20 protein-coding genes are annotated in these 19582 nt (G+C 55.6%); 18 read left to right on the top strand and 2 right to left on the bottom strand.

The genetic code is table 11. The features are described 5' to 3' along the window. The first annotated feature begins 5 nt into the window (after positions 1-5). Genes K8V32_RS12400 through K8V32_RS12385 form a run of 4 tightly spaced genes read left to right on the top strand, consistent with a single transcriptional unit; the run spans position 6 to position 4248 of the window. Positions 6-908 carry a GNAT family N-acetyltransferase gene (locus tag K8V32_RS12400; RefSeq protein WP_303907954.1) on the top strand — a complete coding sequence of 301 codons (903 nt, stop codon included), beginning with the start codon at positions 6-8 and terminating at the stop codon, positions 906-908. Between the two features lie 25 nt (positions 909-933). Next, positions 934-1749 carry a hypothetical protein gene (locus K8V32_RS12395; RefSeq protein WP_303907951.1) on the top strand — a complete coding sequence of 272 codons (816 nt, stop codon included), beginning with the start codon at positions 934-936 and terminating at the stop codon, positions 1747-1749. A gap of 8 nt (positions 1750-1757) precedes the next feature. Then, entirely contained in the window at positions 1758-2381 is a 624-nt protein-coding gene (locus K8V32_RS12390) for a hypothetical protein (RefSeq protein WP_303907948.1), read from the top strand. A gap of 49 nt (positions 2382-2430) precedes the next feature. Beyond that, the gene (locus K8V32_RS12385) at positions 2431-4248 is read left to right on the top strand and encodes a proline--tRNA ligase (RefSeq protein WP_303908015.1); all 1818 of its coding nucleotides are present in this window, start codon (positions 2431-2433) and stop codon (positions 4246-4248) included. 102 nt (positions 4249-4350) lie between these two features. Here K8V32_RS12385 and K8V32_RS12380 read toward each other — a convergent pair whose 3' ends face one another. Then, positions 4351-5061 carry a hypothetical protein gene (locus tag K8V32_RS12380; RefSeq protein ID WP_303907944.1) on the bottom strand — a complete coding sequence of 237 codons (711 nt, stop codon included), beginning with the start codon at positions 5059-5061 and terminating at the stop codon, positions 4351-4353. 81 nt (positions 5062-5142) lie between these two features. On the opposite strand from K8V32_RS12380, the gene rimP reads away from it, so the two are divergent. The 14 genes from rimP (at position 5143) to K8V32_RS12310 (ending at position 18297) form a co-directional block, all read left to right on the top strand. Then, entirely contained in the window at positions 5143-5712 is a 570-nt protein-coding gene (gene rimP, locus K8V32_RS12375) for a ribosome maturation factor RimP (RefSeq protein WP_303907941.1), read from the top strand. A gap of 80 nt (positions 5713-5792) precedes the next feature. Further along, positions 5793-6797 (top strand): transcription termination factor NusA, encoded by a 1005-nt coding sequence (gene nusA, locus K8V32_RS12370; protein ID WP_303907938.1) that lies wholly within the window; start codon positions 5793-5795, stop codon positions 6795-6797. Positions 6798-6871: 74 nt separating this feature from the next. Beyond that, entirely contained in the window at positions 6872-7186 is a 315-nt protein-coding gene (locus K8V32_RS12365) for a YlxR family protein (protein WP_369681070.1), read from the top strand. Between the two features lie 182 nt (positions 7187-7368). Then, complete coding sequence (infB, locus tag K8V32_RS12360) at positions 7369-10158, top strand: translation initiation factor IF-2 (RefSeq protein WP_303907936.1); 2790 nt, start codon at positions 7369-7371, stop codon at positions 10156-10158. Between the two features lie 63 nt (positions 10159-10221). Then, the gene (rbfA, locus tag K8V32_RS12355) at positions 10222-10635 is read left to right on the top strand and encodes a 30S ribosome-binding factor RbfA (protein ID WP_303907933.1); all 414 of its coding nucleotides are present in this window, start codon (positions 10222-10224) and stop codon (positions 10633-10635) included. A 3-nt stretch (positions 10636-10638) separates the two neighbouring features. Continuing rightward, positions 10639-11559 (top strand): tRNA pseudouridine(55) synthase TruB, encoded by a 921-nt coding sequence (gene truB, locus K8V32_RS12350; RefSeq protein WP_303907930.1) that lies wholly within the window; start codon positions 10639-10641, stop codon positions 11557-11559. Next, on the top strand, positions 11556-11909 hold the full coding sequence (locus K8V32_RS12345; RefSeq protein ID WP_303907927.1) for a hypothetical protein: 354 nt from the start codon (positions 11556-11558) through the stop codon (positions 11907-11909). The genes truB and K8V32_RS12345 overlap by 4 nt, the downstream gene beginning before the upstream one ends. Next, positions 11902-12339 (top strand): hypothetical protein, encoded by a 438-nt coding sequence (locus tag K8V32_RS12340; protein WP_303907924.1) that lies wholly within the window; start codon positions 11902-11904, stop codon positions 12337-12339. Before K8V32_RS12345 ends, K8V32_RS12340 begins: the two co-directional genes overlap by 8 nt. A 46-nt stretch (positions 12340-12385) precedes the next feature. Next, positions 12386-13375 (top strand): bifunctional riboflavin kinase/FAD synthetase, encoded by a 990-nt coding sequence (locus K8V32_RS12335; RefSeq protein WP_303907921.1) that lies wholly within the window; start codon positions 12386-12388, stop codon positions 13373-13375. Next, complete coding sequence (locus K8V32_RS12330; RefSeq protein ID WP_303907918.1) at positions 13376-14164, top strand: class I SAM-dependent methyltransferase; 789 nt, start codon at positions 13376-13378, stop codon at positions 14162-14164. It abuts the gene before it with no gap. Between the two features lie 108 nt (positions 14165-14272). Continuing rightward, the gene (rpsO, locus tag K8V32_RS12325) at positions 14273-14542 is read left to right on the top strand and encodes a 30S ribosomal protein S15 (protein ID WP_043055652.1); all 270 of its coding nucleotides are present in this window, start codon (positions 14273-14275) and stop codon (positions 14540-14542) included. A gap of 221 nt (positions 14543-14763) precedes the next feature. Beyond that, positions 14764-16983: a polyribonucleotide nucleotidyltransferase gene (locus tag K8V32_RS12320; RefSeq protein ID WP_303907913.1), complete on the top strand. Its 2220-nt coding sequence runs from the start codon at positions 14764-14766 to the stop codon at positions 16981-16983. Between the two features lie 93 nt (positions 16984-17076). Beyond that, positions 17077-17853 (top strand): 4-hydroxy-tetrahydrodipicolinate reductase, encoded by a 777-nt coding sequence (gene dapB, locus K8V32_RS12315; RefSeq protein WP_303907910.1) that lies wholly within the window; start codon positions 17077-17079, stop codon positions 17851-17853. 6 nt (positions 17854-17859) lie between these two features. After that, positions 17860-18297, top strand: coding sequence for a hypothetical protein (locus K8V32_RS12310; RefSeq protein WP_303907908.1), 438 nt, complete (start codon positions 17860-17862; stop codon positions 18295-18297). Here the strand turns inward: K8V32_RS12310 and K8V32_RS12305 are convergent. Next, the gene (locus K8V32_RS12305; RefSeq protein ID WP_303907905.1) at positions 18294-19547 is read right to left on the bottom strand and encodes a heparan-alpha-glucosaminide N-acetyltransferase domain-containing protein; all 1254 of its coding nucleotides are present in this window, start codon (positions 19545-19547) and stop codon (positions 18294-18296) included. The genes K8V32_RS12310 and K8V32_RS12305 overlap by 4 nt on opposite strands. Between the last annotated feature and the right edge of the window lie 35 nt (positions 19548-19582).

Raw genomic sequence — 19582 nt, 5'->3', positions numbered from 1 at the left:
GGCATTTGACCCGGACACTTCGTTGGTTGCTTGACGCCGAAGAGGCCGTCGCCCATGCAACCGGTGATACCGTACGCATTCTTGCCAACTCGGATACCGCAGCCCTACGCAAATTGATTGCCCAAAACCCGGTCACAAACGCCTATGTACAATCAATACTGGACACCGGACGCCGCGCCGGTCCGATCGGTGGATTCGCCCGCGGGATCTTTCTGGGGATCTTTGATACTAGCCACCGAGACCAACTGGTTGCTGCCTGCTGGGCCGGGGCGAATATTGTCCCAGTAACCGACAGCCCGGAATATGGGACGTACTTTGGTCAGGCCCTGATGGCACTCGATGAGCATTTTGGCTCCATTTTTGGCCCACAGTCGGCTGTTGAAGGGATTTGGGAACTGCTGCGCTATGGTCGGCAACCAGCCCGGGATCTTCGCAACAACCAGCCCTTTATGACCATCACCAAACAAGCGAGAATTCCTGCGAATCCCAACGTACGGCAGGCACGGGAAACAGATTACGACGCTGTGCTGCCGGCCTCTGTGGCCATGTTCACCGAAGAACTTGGGTATTCACCGCTTACCGATGGGTCCAACGGTTACCGTCTGCGCGTCCGTCAACTGATCTCCAAGGGCTATACCATGATTGAACCCGGTGATCACGACGTGACGTTCAAAGCAGACTTCGGCATCGTCACCGACGACGCCATTCAAATTCAAGGCGTCTGGATCGCGCCATCAGCCCGCGGTCAAGGCCGCGCAGCTCCGGCGATGGCTGCAGTGGTCAATCACGCCCTAGAATTAGCCCCCGTGGTGTGTCTCTACGTTAACGATTACAACACCGCAGCCATCAGAACCTATCAACGCGTGGGATTCGATACCGTTGATCGCTTCGCTACCGTATTGTTTTAACCAACCGTCCAGGAGGCGAGCAGCCATGCGAAAACGTCTGGCGCTGATAGCCGCCGGTGCACTGATTATCACCGGTTGCTCCCAGCCCCGAGAAGTGACCTCAGTCGAGGTCACCCCGCCTCCCGTCGTCGAAGTTCCAACTCAAACGATTTTTCACCAGGCCATCAAATCCGTCATGAGTGACGAAGCGATCATTTCCGTTGGGGTCCCGGCGTTGGAATCATTGAATAATGTCACCGCAGAAATCAGTCAATATGCGCCGGAACCTGCCGAATGTGCCGGTACCATTGACCCAGAGTTTTATACGACCAACGATGTTGCAGTTGGCTTCCAGTCCAGAACTGGAGAAAACACCCACACCGCTGAAACCATTGTCGCCGTCGCATTTGAAAATGCCGACGACGCCAGCGACTACTTCACGGCAAGAACCAAACCCTGGAGTGAGTGCGACTCCGTGGATCTGACCATTGATGAAACGAACGTGTTGACACTGCATTACGACGCTAATGGTTTGACCAACGCAGAAGATCTATCGGTACCTGGGGTTTTAGCTGAAGCCGATCAAGACATGTTGTTGACCTCTCAAGGTCAACTTTCTGGAGCCTTTGAAACTTCTGATGTCCCGATACCTGATGCCGGGGCATTACCCGATTATGTGATTTCTCCCGATGAGGTACCCGAACCCGAAGCCGAAGACCAAAATATTTCGGTCACCAATGCCACAGTGGTAGTACGGTTCGATAACCAGGTTTTTTGGATGACGGTGGAACCCGGTCAGAACGCTGATGAAGCCGTCGAGACACTCGCCGAGGTGGTAGAAGCGGTGCATGACCAGCAATGAAACGCACCTTGAGTCTTTTGGCCGCGGCCCTGCTCGGTTTAACTGCTTGCACCGACCAGACCGCACCTGCGGAACCAGAAGCGACTGACACTGTGACGGAAACTATGACGGCCAATCAAGCTGAGAATCTGGCATCCCCAGAACAAGTCGCCACTATGATTGCTCGTGTCATGGAAGATCCGGAAGCCGACGAAATACCCATCAGCGATGAAGCCATTAACGCGTTACAGGATGCCATGACGTTGTCTGCTGAGGAACACAACTGTCCAATGATTGCCGATGCAGCACCGCAGGTCGCAGCATTTGGTCAGGCCGATACACAAGATGACAACCCAGAAGCCATGCAAGGATTGGCCGCATTCGGTTTTACCACGGCGGATGATGCCGCCGCCTTTACCAGCAATCTCACAGCGGTGCTTGAACAGTGCCAGGCTGCCAACTATGAGATCGCTCCGCTGACGCATCACACTGACGAAGCTTTCGAGATCCAAATCGAATCTTCGAATGAGCCCGCGGCATCTGTTGTCGTGGCACGTAGCGAATACTGGGTGCTCACAGCCGTTTCAACACCTCCGGCAGATCTGGCACTGAGCCTGACGCAGGTCGATCAGCTTGACGAAATGCTGCGGTAGAATACTTGCCAGACAACCACCTGTTTCCTTGACGAATGGAGCCCTTGAAGTGCCCTTGCGCATGTCCACCTTATTCCTTCGCACACTGCGTGACGACCCGGCAGATGCCGAAGTTGCCAGCCATAAACTGCTTGTTCGCGCCGGATATATCCGACGTGCTGCGCCAGGTGGTTACACTTGGCTCCCCCTGGGCCTGCGAGTCATAAATAAGGTCGAAAATATCGTTCGTGAAGAAATGAACGCCATCGGCGGTCAGGAAGTGCACTTCCCTGCACTATTACCCAAAGAACCATATGAGGCTACCGGCCGCTGGGAAGACTACGGCGATGGAATCTTCCGTCTACACGACAGGTCAGGCGCAGAGTTCCTCTTGGCACCGACCCATGAGGAAATGTTTACCTTACTCGTCAAGGACCACTACTCGTCCTATAAAGACCTCCCGGTATATCTCTACCAAATCCAGACGAAATATCGCGACGAAGCTCGACCACGGGCCGGACTGTTGCGCGTGCGCGAGTTCATTATGAAGGACTCCTACTCATTCACGGTCGATGACGAAGGACTCAATGAGGCCTACGATAAACACCGCGCCGCCTATATCAAGATCTTCCAACGCCTCGGCCTCGAGGTCGTTGCAGTGGACGCCATGGCAGGCGCCATGGGTGGGTCACGCTCCGAAGAGTTCCTGCACCCATCCGATGCCGGCGAAGACACCTTCGTCGAATCACCCGGTGGCTACCGAGCCAACGTCGAAGCGGTCTCGACCGTTGTACCTGATCCCATTGACTACACTGATGCCCCGGCGCCAGAAGTCAAAGACACTCCCGTGTCGACAACCATTGCGGCACTCGTTGACGTTGCCAACCAACTTGCACCAAAAGACAACGGCGCGTGGCAAGCTGCAGACACATTGAAATGTGTCGTGTTGACCGCCGTGCTCGATGGTGATCAACGCCAGGTTTTTGTTGTTGCTGTGCCCGGCGATCGCGACGTCGATGTGAAACGCCTTGAAGCATCCATCGCCCAGGCGCTCGACGTCACCGGCGAACCTTCCATTGAACCGGCCACGGATGAAGATATTGCCAAGCACACGAAATTGGTGCCCGGCTACATCGGCCCGACCCTAATGCGGGATGGACAGGCTCTTCAGATGCTTGGAACAGAGTCTGAAACTGGTATCCCATTCTTCGTCGATCCTCGCATAGTGGCAGGTTCTGTATGGGTCACCGGTGCAAACGAAAGCCAAAAACATGTCTTTGGCCTTGTAGCTGAACGCGATTTCACGTGGGACGGTGTTTTAGAAGCCACCGTGGTACGTGACGGCGACCCCGCACCAGATGGTTCCGGCCCACTGGTCGCCCGACGCGGCATGGAAATGGGCCATATCTTCCAGCTGGGACGAAAATATGCCGAAGCGCTGGATCTGAAAGTCCTTGATGAAAACGGCAAACAGGTCGTGGTGACCATGGGTTCTTACGGCATCGGAGTCTCCCGGGCCGTCGCCGCCCTAGCTGAGGCCCACCACGATGACAAAGGCTTGATCTGGCCGATCAATGTGGCGCCGGCACATGTGCATATCGTTGCCACCGGTAAAGATGACGACATCTTCACCACCGCCGAAGACTTCGCCAATAAGTTGGAAGCTGCTGGCATCGAAGTGCTTTACGACGATCGTCGCAAAGCTCACGCCGGAGAGAAATTCGCCGATGCTGAGCTGATCGGTGTCCCACTGCACCTGATCGTTGGTAGAGGACTGGCCAAGGGCACTCTCGAGCTCAAAGATCGTCTGGCAGATACTCGCGAAGATATTCCCGTCGACGATGCATTTGAACATGTGGTTAGTCTGGTGCGGAAGTACCAGCAATAAGTTCAGGGTCAGTCCAGACCGCCAGTGCAGGCAGTCACCAGTCCAGGTGGCTGGCTGTGCTGGATGTAGAACCCGTCAGCACTTAAATAGAGCGCATCAAGGTTAGAACTCGAACGCAAAAGGCGATCCACCGGGATGCCAGCTGGACTCCCACTGAATCATCTGCCACAGACCGGCTAACGCAATATCACGCTGCTGAGGTGTTTCTGCCAGCAGATACAACTGTGACCATTCTTCGATGAGTTCATCGGAGATTTTCAACATGTGTCGAGTCCCAATGGCTTCAGCAAAGCGTAATTCCTCGTCAATTTCAAAGGTCACCGGAATCTGTGGAATGCAGTTGTCTGGAAACAGCCGCTGCAATGCTTGGGCGCTGTCATGGGCCTGGGCCTGTACAGCGCGCCAGGTTTGCGTGTCGACGAGTCGAGCGCCACCGATCGTAGATAGATAATCAACACCGTAGAGTTGTATCACTGCGTCATCGACGGCATTGGCGAAGCGCGAACCACATGAAAATGTCTCTGCACCTTGGGTTGCGTCGGGAATAGAATCAATATTCGGCAGCGTTATATTCGATGCTGCAGAAATGCGCATCATACGCGTCAATTCCTGTGTGTGCTGAACAGGAGTCAGCTCACTGGACTGTTGAGTGACACTGTCAGAAGTTTTGAGGAAACCAGCTCCTACCCAGATGCCTAATCCGATCAGCGCGGCAATCGCGAACACCAGAACGACAGCACCCCAAAGACTTGGTTTTGGTTGAGTGGTTGAACCGGTCATTTCTTGAGACATCACAACTTGGTATTGTGTCATAGTTCTGCTCAACTGCACCAAAGCATTCCCAAGATTGCTACAAATGGTGTACCGCTACTTCTAGGAGCACATCCCAGCATTATGGTAAACCGTCGAAGTTTTGCAAAGAAATTCCAAGATTCTACTCCGGCCGTCTCGGAGATGGATCCGATAGAACGTTCCGAACTCCAGGGTATTATCTCCGCCGTCGTGGAAGGACAAGGACTGTGGTGTGAAGAGGTTGTTATTGGTGGCTCCCCGGGGGATCGAGTCCTGTCGGTTGTGATCGATCGGATCGATGAAGAAAACGGCGTGAGCTTAGACACCATCGCGACCATCACACAAGAGGTTTCTGGCGCACTCGATGCCCAAGGTGACTCGATACCCGGACTTGGCGCTGAATCTTACACCTTAGAAGTTTCGACCCCGGGCACAGACCGCCCACTGGTTCGTAGGCACCACTGGGAAAAGAATCTCGGACGAATCGTAAGTGTCAGCATCGACGATGACGAACCTACTCAAGCAAAAATTCACAGTGTGGATGCACACGGCGTTGAACTGGTCGTCATCACACCGGGCGCTAAGAAAGGTATGCCAGCCAAATATGCGGCACCCGCACACTATGGTTTCGAACAACTCACCAACGCGGTCGTACAAGTTCAGCTAAAGTAGCTGAGATACGCTGAGCAAACATCAGCCAAAATTGCACCTCACAATCGAATCACAATTGAATCAAACCCTGGAGGAACCTGGTGGATATCGATATTTCTTTGCTTCGCACGCTTGAAACCGAGCATGAGATCCCACTGGATCAGCTCATTGAAACCATCGAGCAAGCGTTATTATTGGCCTACCACAGATCTCCCGGCGCTATCGCTAAGGCCCGTGCAGAGATCGATAAGAAATCTGGAAAAGTGACCATCTGGGCCGTCGAATACGGAGACGATGACGAACCCATCGGAGAATTCGACGATACGCCGTCCGGCTTTGATCGCATTGCTGCCTCAACTGCTCGCCAGGTGATTGTTCAGCGCCTGCGCGATGCCGAAGATAACCAAGTTCTCGGCGAGTTCCGTGATAAACAAGACCAGATCATTTCTGGGGTCATCCAACAGGGGTCGAACCCCCACATGATTCAGGTCGATCTGGGCAGTGTCGAAGGCGTTCTTCCACCGGCGGAACAAGTCCCTGGTGAAGACTACTCCCACGGGACACGGCTTCGGTCCTACGTGGTCTCGGTCGGACGCGGTACTAAGGGCCCATCAATTACCTTGTCACGTTCCCACCCTGGTTTGGTTCGCAAACTCTTTGAATTTGAAGTCCCTGAAATTGCTAATGGCACAGTGGAAATTTCCGCTATCGCACGTGAAGCCGGTCACCGGACCAAGATCGCGGTGAAAGCTAATGAACCTGGTATCAATGCCAAAGGAGCCTGCATTGGGGAGATGGGCGCCCGCGTTCGTGCGGTGATGACAGAGCTCAACGATGAAAAAATTGACATCGTTGATTTCTCCGATGATCCAGCGAAGTTCATTGCGGCAGCCCTGTCGCCCTCGAAGGTTACCAAGGTCTTTGGTGTTGACGAAGCCACCCGTTCGGCCTCGGTGGTTGTACCGGATTATCAGTTGTCCCTGGCAATCGGCAAAGAAGGACAGAACGCTCGACTTGCGGCTAAATTGACCGGTTGGCGCATCGACATCATGGGTGAAACAGTCTATGAACAACAGATTGCAGGCCAGTCAACGACCGAAGACTAGTTCCTTTGGCGTCAAGGCGCAGAATTGCGTTAGACTATTAAAGGTTGACGATAGTGTGACAGATATGGAGGCTCATGGCCAGCCATGAACCGATGCGCTTATGCATTGGATGTCGCACACGAGCAAACACCAAAAACTTGGTACGCGTCGCGCTCGACACCACCAGTGATACCCGATCTCTGGTTCTTGATGAGCGCCGTGTACTTCCGGGACGGGGCGCTTGGTTGCACCCCGACCCGAAGTGTTTCTCCATTGCGTTGCAAAAACGAGCATTTGCCCGAGCTTTTCGCCGTCAAGTCGACACCGAGAGGCTCGCGCAATCACTCGAACAGTGGCCGAGGGGAAATACCAACACACCGAATAATGATGAAAGCGGGTCAGAGATCTGATGGATACCCGGTGAGCACACGATGAGTGCCCAACGATGAATATCAAAGTCAGCTCACAACGCACGACGAAGCACTCTCGCCAAGTCTTGCGTATGACAACAGAGCATATAATTCGACCGGCCAGAATCGCGGTAGTGTACTAATCTCAGTGCAGACCACGATTCAGCCAGAACAGGAGAATCGTGGCGAAACTGCGCGTCCACGAAGTTGCCAAGCAACTTGGGATTACATCCCGTGAAGCGCTGAATAAACTCGAAGAAATGGGCGAGTTTGTATCTTCAGCGTCTTCAACAATTGAACCACCGGTAGTCAAGCGTCTTAAATCTGAATTTGCTGAGGCCGCACCGGCAGAAAAACCAAAACCAGCTGCTAAGAAGCCTGCTCCGAAACCGCAGGCGAAGAAACCAGCTGCACCAGTGGCTGAAAAAACTGAGCCAAAAGCTGAACAGCCAGAACCGGCTGCAAAACCTGAGCCTGCGCCAAAAGCTAAGCCAGCTGTCAAACCAGCACCAAAACCAAAACCGGCTGCAGCGCCAAAGCCTGCACCAAAGCCTGCTGCAAAGCCAGCGACCTCAACCCCGGCGGCAAAACCTGCACCAAAGCCAGGCGCAAGTAAGCCAGCTCCGAAACCTGGACCAAAACCGCCTGCTCCACGCCCTGGTAATAATCCATTCCAGTCCAAAGAAGATACTGCTGCGCCACGTCCTGGCCCACGCGGTGGCGCTCCACGACCGGGCAACAACCCATTTGCTCCGCAACAGGGTATGCGTCAAGAACAGCGCGGGGGAGGACCACGTCCAGCCCCTGGTCGTGGCGGACCAAAACCTGGACCGCGAAGCAAGGGTGCACCGAAACCAGGAGCCAAACCAGCAGGCAAACCGGCTCCACAACAGTCACGCCCATCGGGTCCACGTCCATCGCCGGCAATGATGCCAGGCCAGATCACTCCACCCACCCCGGCAGATGCCGGCCGTGGAGCTGGTCCACGTCGAGGTGGCGGAGGCGGACCAGGTGGCGGCCCACGCCGTGGCCCAGGTCGCGGTTCTGCACAGGGTGCCTTCGGTCGTGGTCCACAAACTGGTCGCCGTCGTTCGAAGAAGCGCGCACGCCGTGAAGAGCAACAGCAACAAGCACCAGTGATCGGTGGCGTCAAGGTACCAAAGGGTGACGGCGACACTGTCATCCGCCTGCGTCGTGGATCTTCGATCGCTGATCTAGCTGAGCGCATCAAGGCAGATCCGGCAGCACTGGTAACAGTGCTGTTCCACCTGGGTGAAATGGCAACTGCCAACCAGTCTCTCGACGAAGACACCTTTGCGGTGCTGGGCGACGAAATCGGCTACAAAGTCGAGATTGTTTCCCCAGAAGAAGAAGACCGTGAAATTCTCGATGCCTTCGACATCGATCTCGATGAGGAAGAAGCCGCAGAAGACCAAGAAGCACGCCCAGCAGTCGTGACCGTTATGGGTCACGTTGACCATGGTAAAACTCGTACGCTGGACGCAATCCGTTCGGCACGGGTTCGCGAGTCGGAAGCCGGCGGCATTACCCAGCACATTGGTGCATACCAGGTCGAAGTCCCACACGAGGGCAAACAACGCACGCTGACCTTCATTGACACCCCGGGCCACGAAGCATTTACCGCAATGCGTGCCCGTGGGGCCAAAGTCACCGACATCGCCGTGCTCGTTGTAGCCGCAGATGACGGAGTCATGCCCCAGACCATTGAAGCGCTCAACCACGCCAAAGCGGCTGACGTGCCGATCGTGGTTGCTATTAACAAGATCGACAAGGAAGGCGCGAACCCGGATCGTATCCGTGGTGAACTCTCCGAATACGGTGTTGTTCCAGAAGAATACGGTGGCGACACCATGTTCGTGGAAATCTCGGCATTACAGAAGCTCAACATTGACGATCTGCTGGAATCTATCTTGTTAACCGCTGATGCAGCACTGGAGCTGACCGCCAACCCAGAACGTGACGCCCGGGGCGTTGCGATTGAAGCCAATCTTGATCGAGGCCGCGGCCCCGTTGCCACCGTGCTGGTTCAGACCGGTACCCTACGCGTTGGCGACAACATGGTCGTGGGCGATGCTCACGGTCGCGTCCGTGCCATGTTCGACGAATACGGCGAACCAGTGGATAAAGCCCTACCATCCCGTCCGGTACAGGTCCTTGGCCTGTCATCCGTGCCACGGGCAGGCGATGTCTTCCTGGTCACCGAAGACGAACGTACTGCACGTCAAATTGCTGAACGTCGTGAGACCGCAAAGCGTAACGCCACCCTGGCACGTCGACGCAAGCGCATCACGCTGGAAGAATTTGACCAGGCTGTTGCCGAAGGCAAACTGGATACGCTCAATCTCATCATCAAAGGTGACGCATCCGGTCCGGTGGAAGCACTTGAAGATTCGCTCATGCAGATCGATGTTGGCGGTAAAGACGAAGTCCAACTGCGTGTTATCCACCGCGGTGTTGGTGCGATCACCCAAAACGACGTCAACCTGGCCACCGTCGACAACGCGATCATCATCGGTTTCAACGTACGCCCCGCAGAACGTGTTGCCGAGATTGCGGACGAAGAAGGCGTCGACATGCGTTTCTACACGGTCATCTACGACGTCATCGACGACGTAGAACAGGCCCTGCGAGGCATGCTGAAACCGGAATACGAAGAAGTCGTGATCGGCCGTGCCGAAGTCCGCGAAATCTTCCGCTCTTCCAAGGCCGGTACCATTGCCGGTTCGATGGTCGAATCCGGTCTCATCCGTCGAAACGCCACAGCACGTCTGGTACGTGATGGCAAAGTGGTCAGTGAAGCCCTCACGGTCGGTTCGCTGCGTCGCTTCACCGACGATGTCACCGAGGTCCGCGAAGGATTCGAATGCGGTATCGGACTTGGAAAGTTCAACGACATTCGCGAAGGCGACATCATCGAAAACTACGAAATGCAAGAAAAACCACGCGTTTAGCTTGCACCACTGTGGCGCCCCACACCGGGGCGCCACAGTGCAAACTGTTTGAGGAGCTCTTCAATGGCAGATCACAACCGTGCTGCACGCCTGGCACAACGGATCAAAGTTATCCTGGCCGAAGCTTTGCAAAAGACGATCAAGGATGATCGGGTCGATAATGTCACCATTACCGAAGTTCGCGTCACCAACGACCTTCAGCAAGCCACCGTGTACTACACCGTCTACGGGGACGACGAAACCGTAGCCGCCGCACATACGGCCATGGAAGAAAACCGCGGACTACTACGTCGCGAAATGGGCCGCGGTCTAAATATCAGGCTTGTACCGACCCTGGAACTGATCCGTGACACGGTCCCAGAACAAGCTGCGCAACTGGAAGAAGCGCTTCGTGCGGCTAAAGCACGCGATGCCGAACTGGCCGCACAACGCGAAAATGCCAAGTATGCTGGCGACGAAGATCCGTATAAGGAATAACACATGGCGCAACCTGCCTCGGGGCTGATACTGGTAGACAAACCCGCGGGCTGGACCTCCCACGACGTGGTGGCCCGCATCCGCAAAGTTGCCGGTACCCGAAAAGTGGGTCATGCTGGCACACTGGACCCGATGGCCACCGGAATGCTGGTCATCGGGTTCAACAAAGCCACCCGATTGCTCACCTATATTGTCGATACCACGAAAACATATCGAGCAACCATTCGACTGGGACATAACACCACAACCGATGACGCCGACGGTGAGATTATCCAAACCCGATACGCCAACGCCGTCACCACGAACGACATCACCTCAGCCGTCACGGGCCTGATCGGGACCATACAACAGGTCCCCTCGGCTGTCTCCGCAATCAAAATCGGTGGTAAACGTGCCTATCAGCGCGTCCGTGACGGCGAAACCGTCGATATTCCAGCACGTGAAGTCACTGTGCACCGCTTCGACCTCGAAGACATCCGGCGAGCCAACGACGGTAAGACCATTGATATCGATGTTGAAGTCGAATGTACCGCCGGCACCTACATCCGAGCACTAGCTCGTGACCTTGGTGAAACACTGAACACCGGCGGATATCTCACCGCGCTGCGCCGGACCGCCGTCGGACCGTACCATATCGAAGACGCCGTGACCATTGACGAACTCGCCGACAACTTCGTCTACACCGATCTCTCCACAGCGATAAGCCGGCTGTTTCCAATCCGGACTATCAGCCAGAACGAAGCACAAGACCTCATCCACGGGCGCCGTATCGCCGCGTCTGAACGCAACGACCTGCTTGCCGCGACACTGCAAAACGGGCAAGTCATCGCATTGATTACCAACGCGGAACGAAACGATACCATCGAAGCGAAACCCGAAATCGTTTTCGCCACACTGAAACACCTCACCGGAGAGCCCTCATGATTCTTGACGGCTGGTTTTATACCGGAGCGACCATCGGCATACTATCTGCGATCATCTGCATTATCGCAACGATCTTCCGTAACCACCCGGCAGATTCATCCATACTGTCGTTGGCAGCAGTGGAAATGTATTTAGGCGTGTATGCCATTTACGCTTTGCTCTCCCCGGTACCGCTCAATGGCCCGGCGTGGGAATTTTGGGGCTACATTTTCACCGCACTCATCTTGCCCCCAATCGCGTTCTTTTGGGGGATAACTGATAAAACTCGTTGGTCTAACTTGGTCATGGCCGCTATCGGCCCGACCATTTTGGTTATGATTCACAGATTGCAGGTGATCTGGCATGGCTGAAACCATCAGCCCCACCACACAGTCCGATAAAACCCCCGGAAGAACCAAAGGCGTCGGACGCATTATCGTGATGTTCTATGCCATTCTGGCACTTGCTGCCGCCTGGCGATCAGGATTCCAAATCCTGACAAAATTTGACGACGCCCCGGTGGCCTTTAGCTTATCGGCGCTGTCGGCAACCGTCTACATCATTGCAACCTTCGCACTGGCTATTCCGGGGCCTACCGCCTGGAGAATCGGCGTTGTGGCCGTCTGGTTCGAACTGATCGGCGTGATCGTTATCGGTGCCTGGTCCATGTTGGCCCCGAACATGTTCCCAGAATCCACCGTCTGGTCAACCTTCGGAATTGGCTATGGATTCATCCCACTGATCCTGCCAATTGTGGGTCTGTACTGGTTATATAAACATCGTCCGACTCCAGTGGGCTAACATCACATCCTAGAGCAACCGACCGCGACACAAAGGAAGACTCCACGTGCAATACTGGGCAGGTACCGCCGCAATCGGCATACCACCGGCACCCTCGGTGGTCACACTAGGAAACTTCGACGGCGTCCATCGCGGACACCAAGCGGTTCTAAAAGTTGTTGTCGATACCGCAAAACAACACGACCTGAAGTCGGTCGCCGTCACCTTCGACCCACACCCAAGACTCGTGCACCTGCCCGAAGAACCACTTGTGCCAATCGTGTCGCTACCCCAGAAAATCAGTTTGCTGGAAACCTGCGAGCTGGATGCAACCCTGGTCATCCACTACACGTTAAAATTTGCGGCCCAAACTGCCGAAGAATTCGTCAAAAATATTCTCGTCGATGCACTCAACGCACGCATGGTCGTTGTCGGAGCAGACACCCGTTTCGGTGCTGGCAATAGCGGAGACATCAATACGCTGCGTAAGTTGGGCAAAGTCTATGACTTTATGGTCGTTGAAGTTGATGATATTGGTGAAACGGAACGGTGGTCGTCCACCTGGGTGCGAGAAACACTCACGAAAGGACGAGTCGCAGAAGCCAGCCGCATTCTCGGGCGCTACCACAGCGTAGAAGGCGAAATCGTCCACGGTCACGCCCGAGGCCGTGAACTGGGCTACCCGACCGCCAACTTTGCCAACGACTCCCAGGGCATGATCCCAGCCGATGGTGTCTATGCAGGGTGGTTCACCAATGGCTCCGGTCAGCGACTGCCTGCGGCTATCTCGGTGGGTAGCAACCCGACGTTCAATGATGTGGTTCGCACTGTTGAAGCCCATATTTTTGACCGACCCGAGCACGAAGAACTCCAAGACTTCAATCTATACGGGCAACATTGCACCGTAGAATTCGTTGCTCGCCTGCGCGGCATGCTCGCCTTTGAAGGTATCGAAGCCCTGATTGACCAGATGGAAGCTGACGTGTGCAAATCCCGGGCGATCCTAAGCGGTAATGCCCCAGAAATCGATGCACCGGAACCCCGGAGCGCTCGATAAATGCTCACCAGACCCGCTGGCGCCGTCATCCTCAATGATAAAACGCGCCAACGATACCGCCTAGCTTTCAACACGGAATCGGCCGACCGGTACCATCGCATGCGTCCCGGTTACCAGACCGAAATCCTCGACTTCATAGCCCAGACCCCAGCGGGGCTGGCCGTGGATTTAGGTGCCGGCACTGGATTATTTACCACCCAACTGATCGACACTGGGTGGGATGTGGTGGCGGTCGATCCGGCGGCAAATATGCTTCAGGTGCTGCAAGACAACCACCCACAGGCCGCGATCGTGGTGTCACGTGTTGAAGATCTCGATACCACACCGTGGCAGGGCCGAGCCCAGCTGGTGGTGAGTGCACAGGCCTGGCATTGGGTGGATACCGAAGCCGGCTGCCAGAAAGTGACTGAGCTCTTGGCTCCCGACGGCGTCTTCGGCGTGGTACACCATCAGATCGATACCACCAGTGACTGGGTGCTGCGGCTATGTAAAATCATGCACTCTGGTGACGTGCATGCCATTGATCTGCCGCCAAAGGTCACCGAGTCGTTCGAACCACCAGTGGGGAAGTGGTGGCACTGGGAACAGCACCTGACTGTTGAACAAGTTCACGAGTTGATGATGACTCGCGCATTCTATCTGCGGACCAACGACAAACAACGTGCGCGAATGCATACAAACTTAGATTGGTATTTGCTTGATCATCTCGGGTACACCCCAGATGCGATGGTCAAAATACCGTACGTCACAGCCGCTTGGCGTACTCAACCTGCTCGGTTGGGTGTTTGATTCACAAGATGGTAGCATTGATCGTTGGTGCTCGCTGCGGTCCGCGGTGGCGGCACCCACCGAAACATCGGTTTTCTTTGATCGCGGTACAACTCTCAAGGAGTTTTAATGTCAATTTCCCGTGAAGTGAAACAGCAGGTTATCGCTGAATACGCAACCCACGAAGGCGACACCGGTTCGCCAGAAGTACAGGTTGCTGTGCTGTCTAAGCGTATCTCGAACCTGACTGAGCACCTCAAAGGTCACCCACACGACCACCACACCCGCCGTGGCCTGATGGCTTTGGTCGGTCGTCGTCGTCGGATGCTGCAGTACCTCGAATCCGAAAACATTGAACGCTACCGTGCGTTGATTGAGCGTTTGGGTCTGCGCAAATAAGGTGAGACGTCTTTTGGGGCGGCGCTCCGGGGGAAAACCGGACGCCGCCTTGAAGTTTAACTAGAATATAAATCGTGCCGGTAATGGCACACCATCAAATAACGCATGAGACCCACGTGAGATATACGGTCCTCGACAGTGGTCTCCGGAGCAAAAGTTGCGGAGGCTTCGATCGAAGACCGACCTTGTGGGTTTGATGCAAATTATCCGAAAGGAGACCTGTGGAAGGTCCAGAAATTCAATTTGCAGAAGCCGTTATCGACAACGGCGCCTACGGTACTCGTATCGTACGCTTCGAAACCGGTCGGTTGGCCAAACAAGCCACCGGCTCAGCCTTCGTCATGCTCGACGAAGAGTCCTCCATGCTGTCAACCACCACCGTGGGCAAAAGCCCGCGCGAAGGTTTTGACTTCTTCCCGCTGACCGTTGACGTTGAAGAACGTCAGTACGCAGCCGGTAAGATCCCAGGCTCGTTCTTCCGCCGTGAAGGTCGCCCATCCACCGAGGCCGTGCTGGCTTGTCGTCTAATTGACCGCCCACTGCGCCCGGCCTTTGCTGATGGCATCCGTAATGAAGTCCAGGTTGTTGTGACCGTCACGTCGATTGCCCCAGATGAGCTCTACGATGTGGTCGCCATGAATGCCGCCTCGATGTCCACGACCCTGACCGGCTTGGACTTCACCGGCCCCATCGGTGCGGTACGCATCGCCCTGATTGCTGATGACAACGGAGACACCCAGTGGGTGGCATTCCCGAAGCACTCACAACTAAAAAACGCCGTCTTCAACATGGTCATCGCAGGTCGCATTGCCGACGACGATATTGCTGTGATGATGGTCGAAGCCGAAGCCACCGACGACGTCTGGGGCCTGGTGCACGATAAGGGCGTCACTGCTCCAACCGAACAAATCGTTGCCGACGGCCTAGAAGCCGCCAAACCATTCATTAAGGTGCTGTGCGAAACTCAGGCTGACCTTGCTGCACGGGTTGCGAAAGAACCAGTCGAAGTTCCGCTGTTTATCGCCTACCAACAAGATGCATTCGACGCCGTACAGGACTACGCCAGCGAGCGCTTGACCGAGATCTTCTCCATCGGTGACAAACAAGAACGCGAATCGACCTCGGATGCCTACCACCAAGAAGTCATCGAAGCACTCGCCGGCGAAGGCAAACCGTTTGAAGGACGCGCCGACGAAATCGTCAAAGCCTACGGTGCTGTCACCAAGCACATTGTGCGCCAGCGCATCCTGACCGACCAGATCCGCATCGACGGTCGCGGTCTGACCGATATCCGTCAACTGACCGCAGAGGTCGAAGTACTGCCTCGCGTTCACGGTTCCTCGATCTTTGAACGTGGCGAAACCCAAATCATGGGTGTCACCACACTCAACATGCTCAAGATGGAACAGCCGCTGGACTCGTTGCACCCAGAAACCTCCAAACGCTACATGCACCACTACAACTTCCCGCCATACTCGGTAGGGGAGACCGGCCGTGTCGGCTCACCAAAACGCCGCGAAATCGGTCACGGTGCACTGGCAGAACGCGCCCTGGTACCTGTGTTGCCGTCGCGCGAAGAATTCCCATACGCCATCCGACAAGTCTCCGAAGCGCTGGGCTCCAACGGTTCGACCTCCATGGGTTCGGTCTGTGCCTCAACACTGTCGCTGTACAATGCCGGTGTGCCACTGCGCGCCTCGGTAGCCGGTATCGCCATGGGTCTGGTCTCAGACACCGTGGACGGCGAAACCCGCTACGCCGCACTCACTGACATCCTGGGTGCTGAAGACGCCATGGGTGACATGGACTTCAAAGTCGCCGGTACCAAGGACTTCATCACCGCCATCCAGTTGGACACCAAACTCGACGGCATCCCCGCAGATGTTCTGGCAGCCGCACTGACTCAGGCCCGTGAAGCCCGTCTGCACATTCTGTCGGTCATGGAATCGGTTATCGATGAAGCCGACGAGATGAGCCCAACTGCGCCACGCATCCTGTCGGTCAAAATTCCAGTCGATAAGATCGGTGAAGTCATTGGGCCTAAGGGCAAGATGATCAACCAGATCCAGGAAGACACCGGCGCTGACATCAGCATCGAAGACGACGGTACCGTACTAATTGGCGCAACCGAAGGTTCCGCTGCTGAAGAAGCACGCGACACCATCAATGCCATCGCCAACCCACAGGTACCAGAAGCCGGCGAACGCTACCTCGGCACCGTGGTCAAGACCACCAGCTTTGGTGCATTCATCTCCCTGACCCCTGGAAAAGACGGTCTGTTGCACATCTCCGAACTGCGCAAACTCAATGACGGTAAACGCGTTGACGAAGTCGACGACGTCGTCTCTGTCGGTTCGAAGATCCAGGTTGAAATCGCCAAAGTTGACGACCGTGGCAAGCTGTCGCTTGTCCCCGTCATCGAAGAAGGCGATGACAACTAACCTGCGCTAATAATGCATAGGAATGCCGGGCCGAACGTCATGTTCGACCCGGCATTTTCATTCCACGCGACCCTGCAGACTAAAGTAGAACCCATGTCATCACAAACCGTTACACCACAGGAACCTCTCCGCGTTGCCATCGTCGGAGCCACCGGCAAAATGGGCAAGCACGCGATCGACGCCGTCAACGCTGCCACCGACATGGAACTGGTTGCCACCCTGTCGTCGAAAAGCGAGCTCACCGAAATCACCGACGCCAACGCCAGTCACGTCCTGGATCTGACTGTCCCCGACGTCTCACCACAGGTTGCCCAGTACGCCGTCAACCACGGCCTACACGCCGTGATCGGCACTTCTGGGTGGACTGAAGAAAAACGCGCAGTCCTTGAATCACAGCTTGCTGAACGTCCAGAAATCGGCGTGCTCATCGCACCGAATTTTTCAATTGGTTCTGTGTTGGCCACCCGGTTTGCGGCCCAAGCCGCACCGTATTTCGATTCGGTGGAGATCATTGAAATGCACCACCCCAATAAAGTCGATGCACCATCGGGTACCGCCGTGCGCACCGCCGAGATGATCGCTGCAGCACGCCAGCGCGCCGACGTCGGCCCGTCCCCGGATGCAACGCAACACGATCCCGATCACGCGCGCGGGGCACAGATTGATGGCATCAACGTCCACGCTGTCCGGTTGGCCGGGCTGGAAGCCCACCAAGAAGTCCTCATGGGCACACCCGGACAACAACTCGTATTACGCCACGATGCCTTCGACCGCGCATCGTATATGCCCGGCGTCCTACTGGGCCTGCGCACCGTTGCCTCTCGTCCCGGTCTGGCCTATGGACTCGACGCTTACTTAGATTTGGACTAACTTTTCGTGAAAACTAAAATTGCCGTTGGTCTCTTGACCGCACTGACCCTGCTATTCGTCGTTCTGGCACTATGGTCGGCGCTGGCTTTCATCCTTGCCGATAATTGGATCGCCAACGTTATCGGCTGGTGCGTCGTTGGCATCGTGGTCCTCGGAATCTGGTCGCTGGTGCGTGAACTGCGCTTTGGTATGAACACCGAAAAACTCGCGCGCATCCTCCACGACGAAGGACTCCTGCCCGAAGACAATCTACCCCGCACCCGAGGGCGTATAGACCGTGCCGCCGCAGACCAAGAGTTTGAAACCTATCGCGCTGAAACGCAAGCAGACCCGGACAACTGGCGCAGCTGGTACCGGCTGGGCTTAGCCTACGATGCCGCCGGTGACCGCAAACGTGCTCGAGCCGCCCTCCGGGATGCAATCACCATGTACCAGCAAGACTAGGACGACGACCGGCCAACCGAATTCGATACCCGGCGCAACAAACTTTCTAACGGTCCGCGCACGCCGAACAGCTTGAGGACGACGCCCAAGGCGATGACGATACCCCAGTGGACCAATAGCATCACCCACACATCGGCCCAAGCCGGATCACCCACCGCCAGCGGCTCAGCCCAGTTCGAAGGCCACAGTCCGCGCAAGATAATGTGCAAAGAATAGGCCGTCAGCGCGATCGTACCGGTTGCCGTGAGTGGAAATAGGATCTTGGAGATGATCCTGCTGCGCGAGAGTAACACGAAAAACCCGATGGCCGCTACTGCTGCACCGGCCGTGGAATACATATCCAACGGGGCTCCAGAGTGGGGGACTGCTAGCCCGAACCACTCCGGGGCACCCATCAGCAACGAGGTATCCATCACGGAACCGGTTGCCGCATACACGCTGACCTCATCGGTAGCCACCCCCGTGGCGTGAGCAATCTGAGCAACGTAAGCGTCATCGGTGAGCAACCAGGCAGAGACACCCCGACACACCACATAGGTGACGGCGCCTACAATGAAAAGCAATAATGCCGTGAATTTTTTGGCCAGATCATAACGACCAATTGCCATACCCACTAAGACGTAACCAAAGAATGAAATCACCGGATAGTACCCGGTGAATAACAGGTCCCATAACGTTAGAAAAGGTTGGGTAACCACATCAACAGGTGTCGGCGAGGTCCAGAGCCGCCATTGTTCGGCATAGGTTACGGTTCCACCCGCTTGGAGTTGCATGAAACGGGTAAATACCCCGTGGATGAGGGGTGAGACCACTAACCACGTCACCGCGGTGATCGTCAAAGCCTTACGCGATAACGTAATGAACCACATCGCCAACAGGAACATGACGCCGTAATGGACCAAAATGATGGCAACATAGGACTCCACCAGGCCCAACAGTAACCCGATCAACATCAATACCAGCGCCCGAACGGTCAATTGCAGCCGGGTAGCCCCGACATATGTGGTGTGAGCTGTCAAAATACTCAACCCCACCCCAGCCAGGACGACGAACAGTGCCGACGACACCCCGGTAAAAGCCCAGCCTGCCCAGGTTGGGGAGGCGTTCATCTCGGATGCGTCAAGATAGATGAGTGGAAAAATATGAGTGGCGATCATCCCCAAGATGGCGACCCCACGGGCCGTGTCCAAGCCGGTGATTCGACCGGATGTCGTCTTTCGCGACGTACCGGGTTTCGTCAGTCGAGACATCAGTACAGCACTTTCTGCTAGGCAGTGGACCACAC

Origin of the sequence: Enteractinococcus helveticum (genome assembly GCF_020742345.1) — a bacterium.
Classification (GTDB): Bacteria; Actinomycetota; Actinomycetes; order Actinomycetales; family Micrococcaceae; genus Yaniella; species Yaniella helvetica_A.
This window is presented reverse-complemented; position numbering and strand designations above follow the sequence as displayed.

Coding starts and splice junctions, on each gene's coding strand:
- K8V32_RS12395 (WP_303907951.1), top strand. CDS start 934: ATGCGAAAACGTCTGGCGCTGATAGCCGCCGGTGCACTGATTATCACC.
- K8V32_RS12380 (WP_303907944.1), bottom strand. CDS start 5,061: ATGACACAATACCAAGTTGTGATGTCTCAAGAAATGACCGGTTCAACC.
- rimP (WP_303907941.1), top strand. CDS start 5,143: ATGGTAAACCGTCGAAGTTTTGCAAAGAAATTCCAAGATTCTACTCCG.
- K8V32_RS12365 (WP_369681070.1), top strand. CDS start 6,872: ATGGCCAGCCATGAACCGATGCGCTTATGCATTGGATGTCGCACACGA.
- rbfA (WP_303907933.1), top strand. CDS start 10,222: ATGGCAGATCACAACCGTGCTGCACGCCTGGCACAACGGATCAAAGTT.
- truB (WP_303907930.1), top strand. CDS start 10,639: ATGGCGCAACCTGCCTCGGGGCTGATACTGGTAGACAAACCCGCGGGC.
- K8V32_RS12345 (WP_303907927.1), top strand. CDS start 11,556: ATGATTCTTGACGGCTGGTTTTATACCGGAGCGACCATCGGCATACTA.
- K8V32_RS12340 (WP_303907924.1), top strand. CDS start 11,902: ATGGCTGAAACCATCAGCCCCACCACACAGTCCGATAAAACCCCCGGA.
- K8V32_RS12330 (WP_303907918.1), top strand. CDS start 13,376: ATGCTCACCAGACCCGCTGGCGCCGTCATCCTCAATGATAAAACGCGC.
- rpsO (WP_043055652.1), top strand. CDS start 14,273: ATGTCAATTTCCCGTGAAGTGAAACAGCAGGTTATCGCTGAATACGCA.
- dapB (WP_303907910.1), top strand. CDS start 17,077: ATGTCATCACAAACCGTTACACCACAGGAACCTCTCCGCGTTGCCATC.
- K8V32_RS12305 (WP_303907905.1), bottom strand. CDS start 19,547: ATGTCTCGACTGACGAAACCCGGTACGTCGCGAAAGACGACATCCGGT.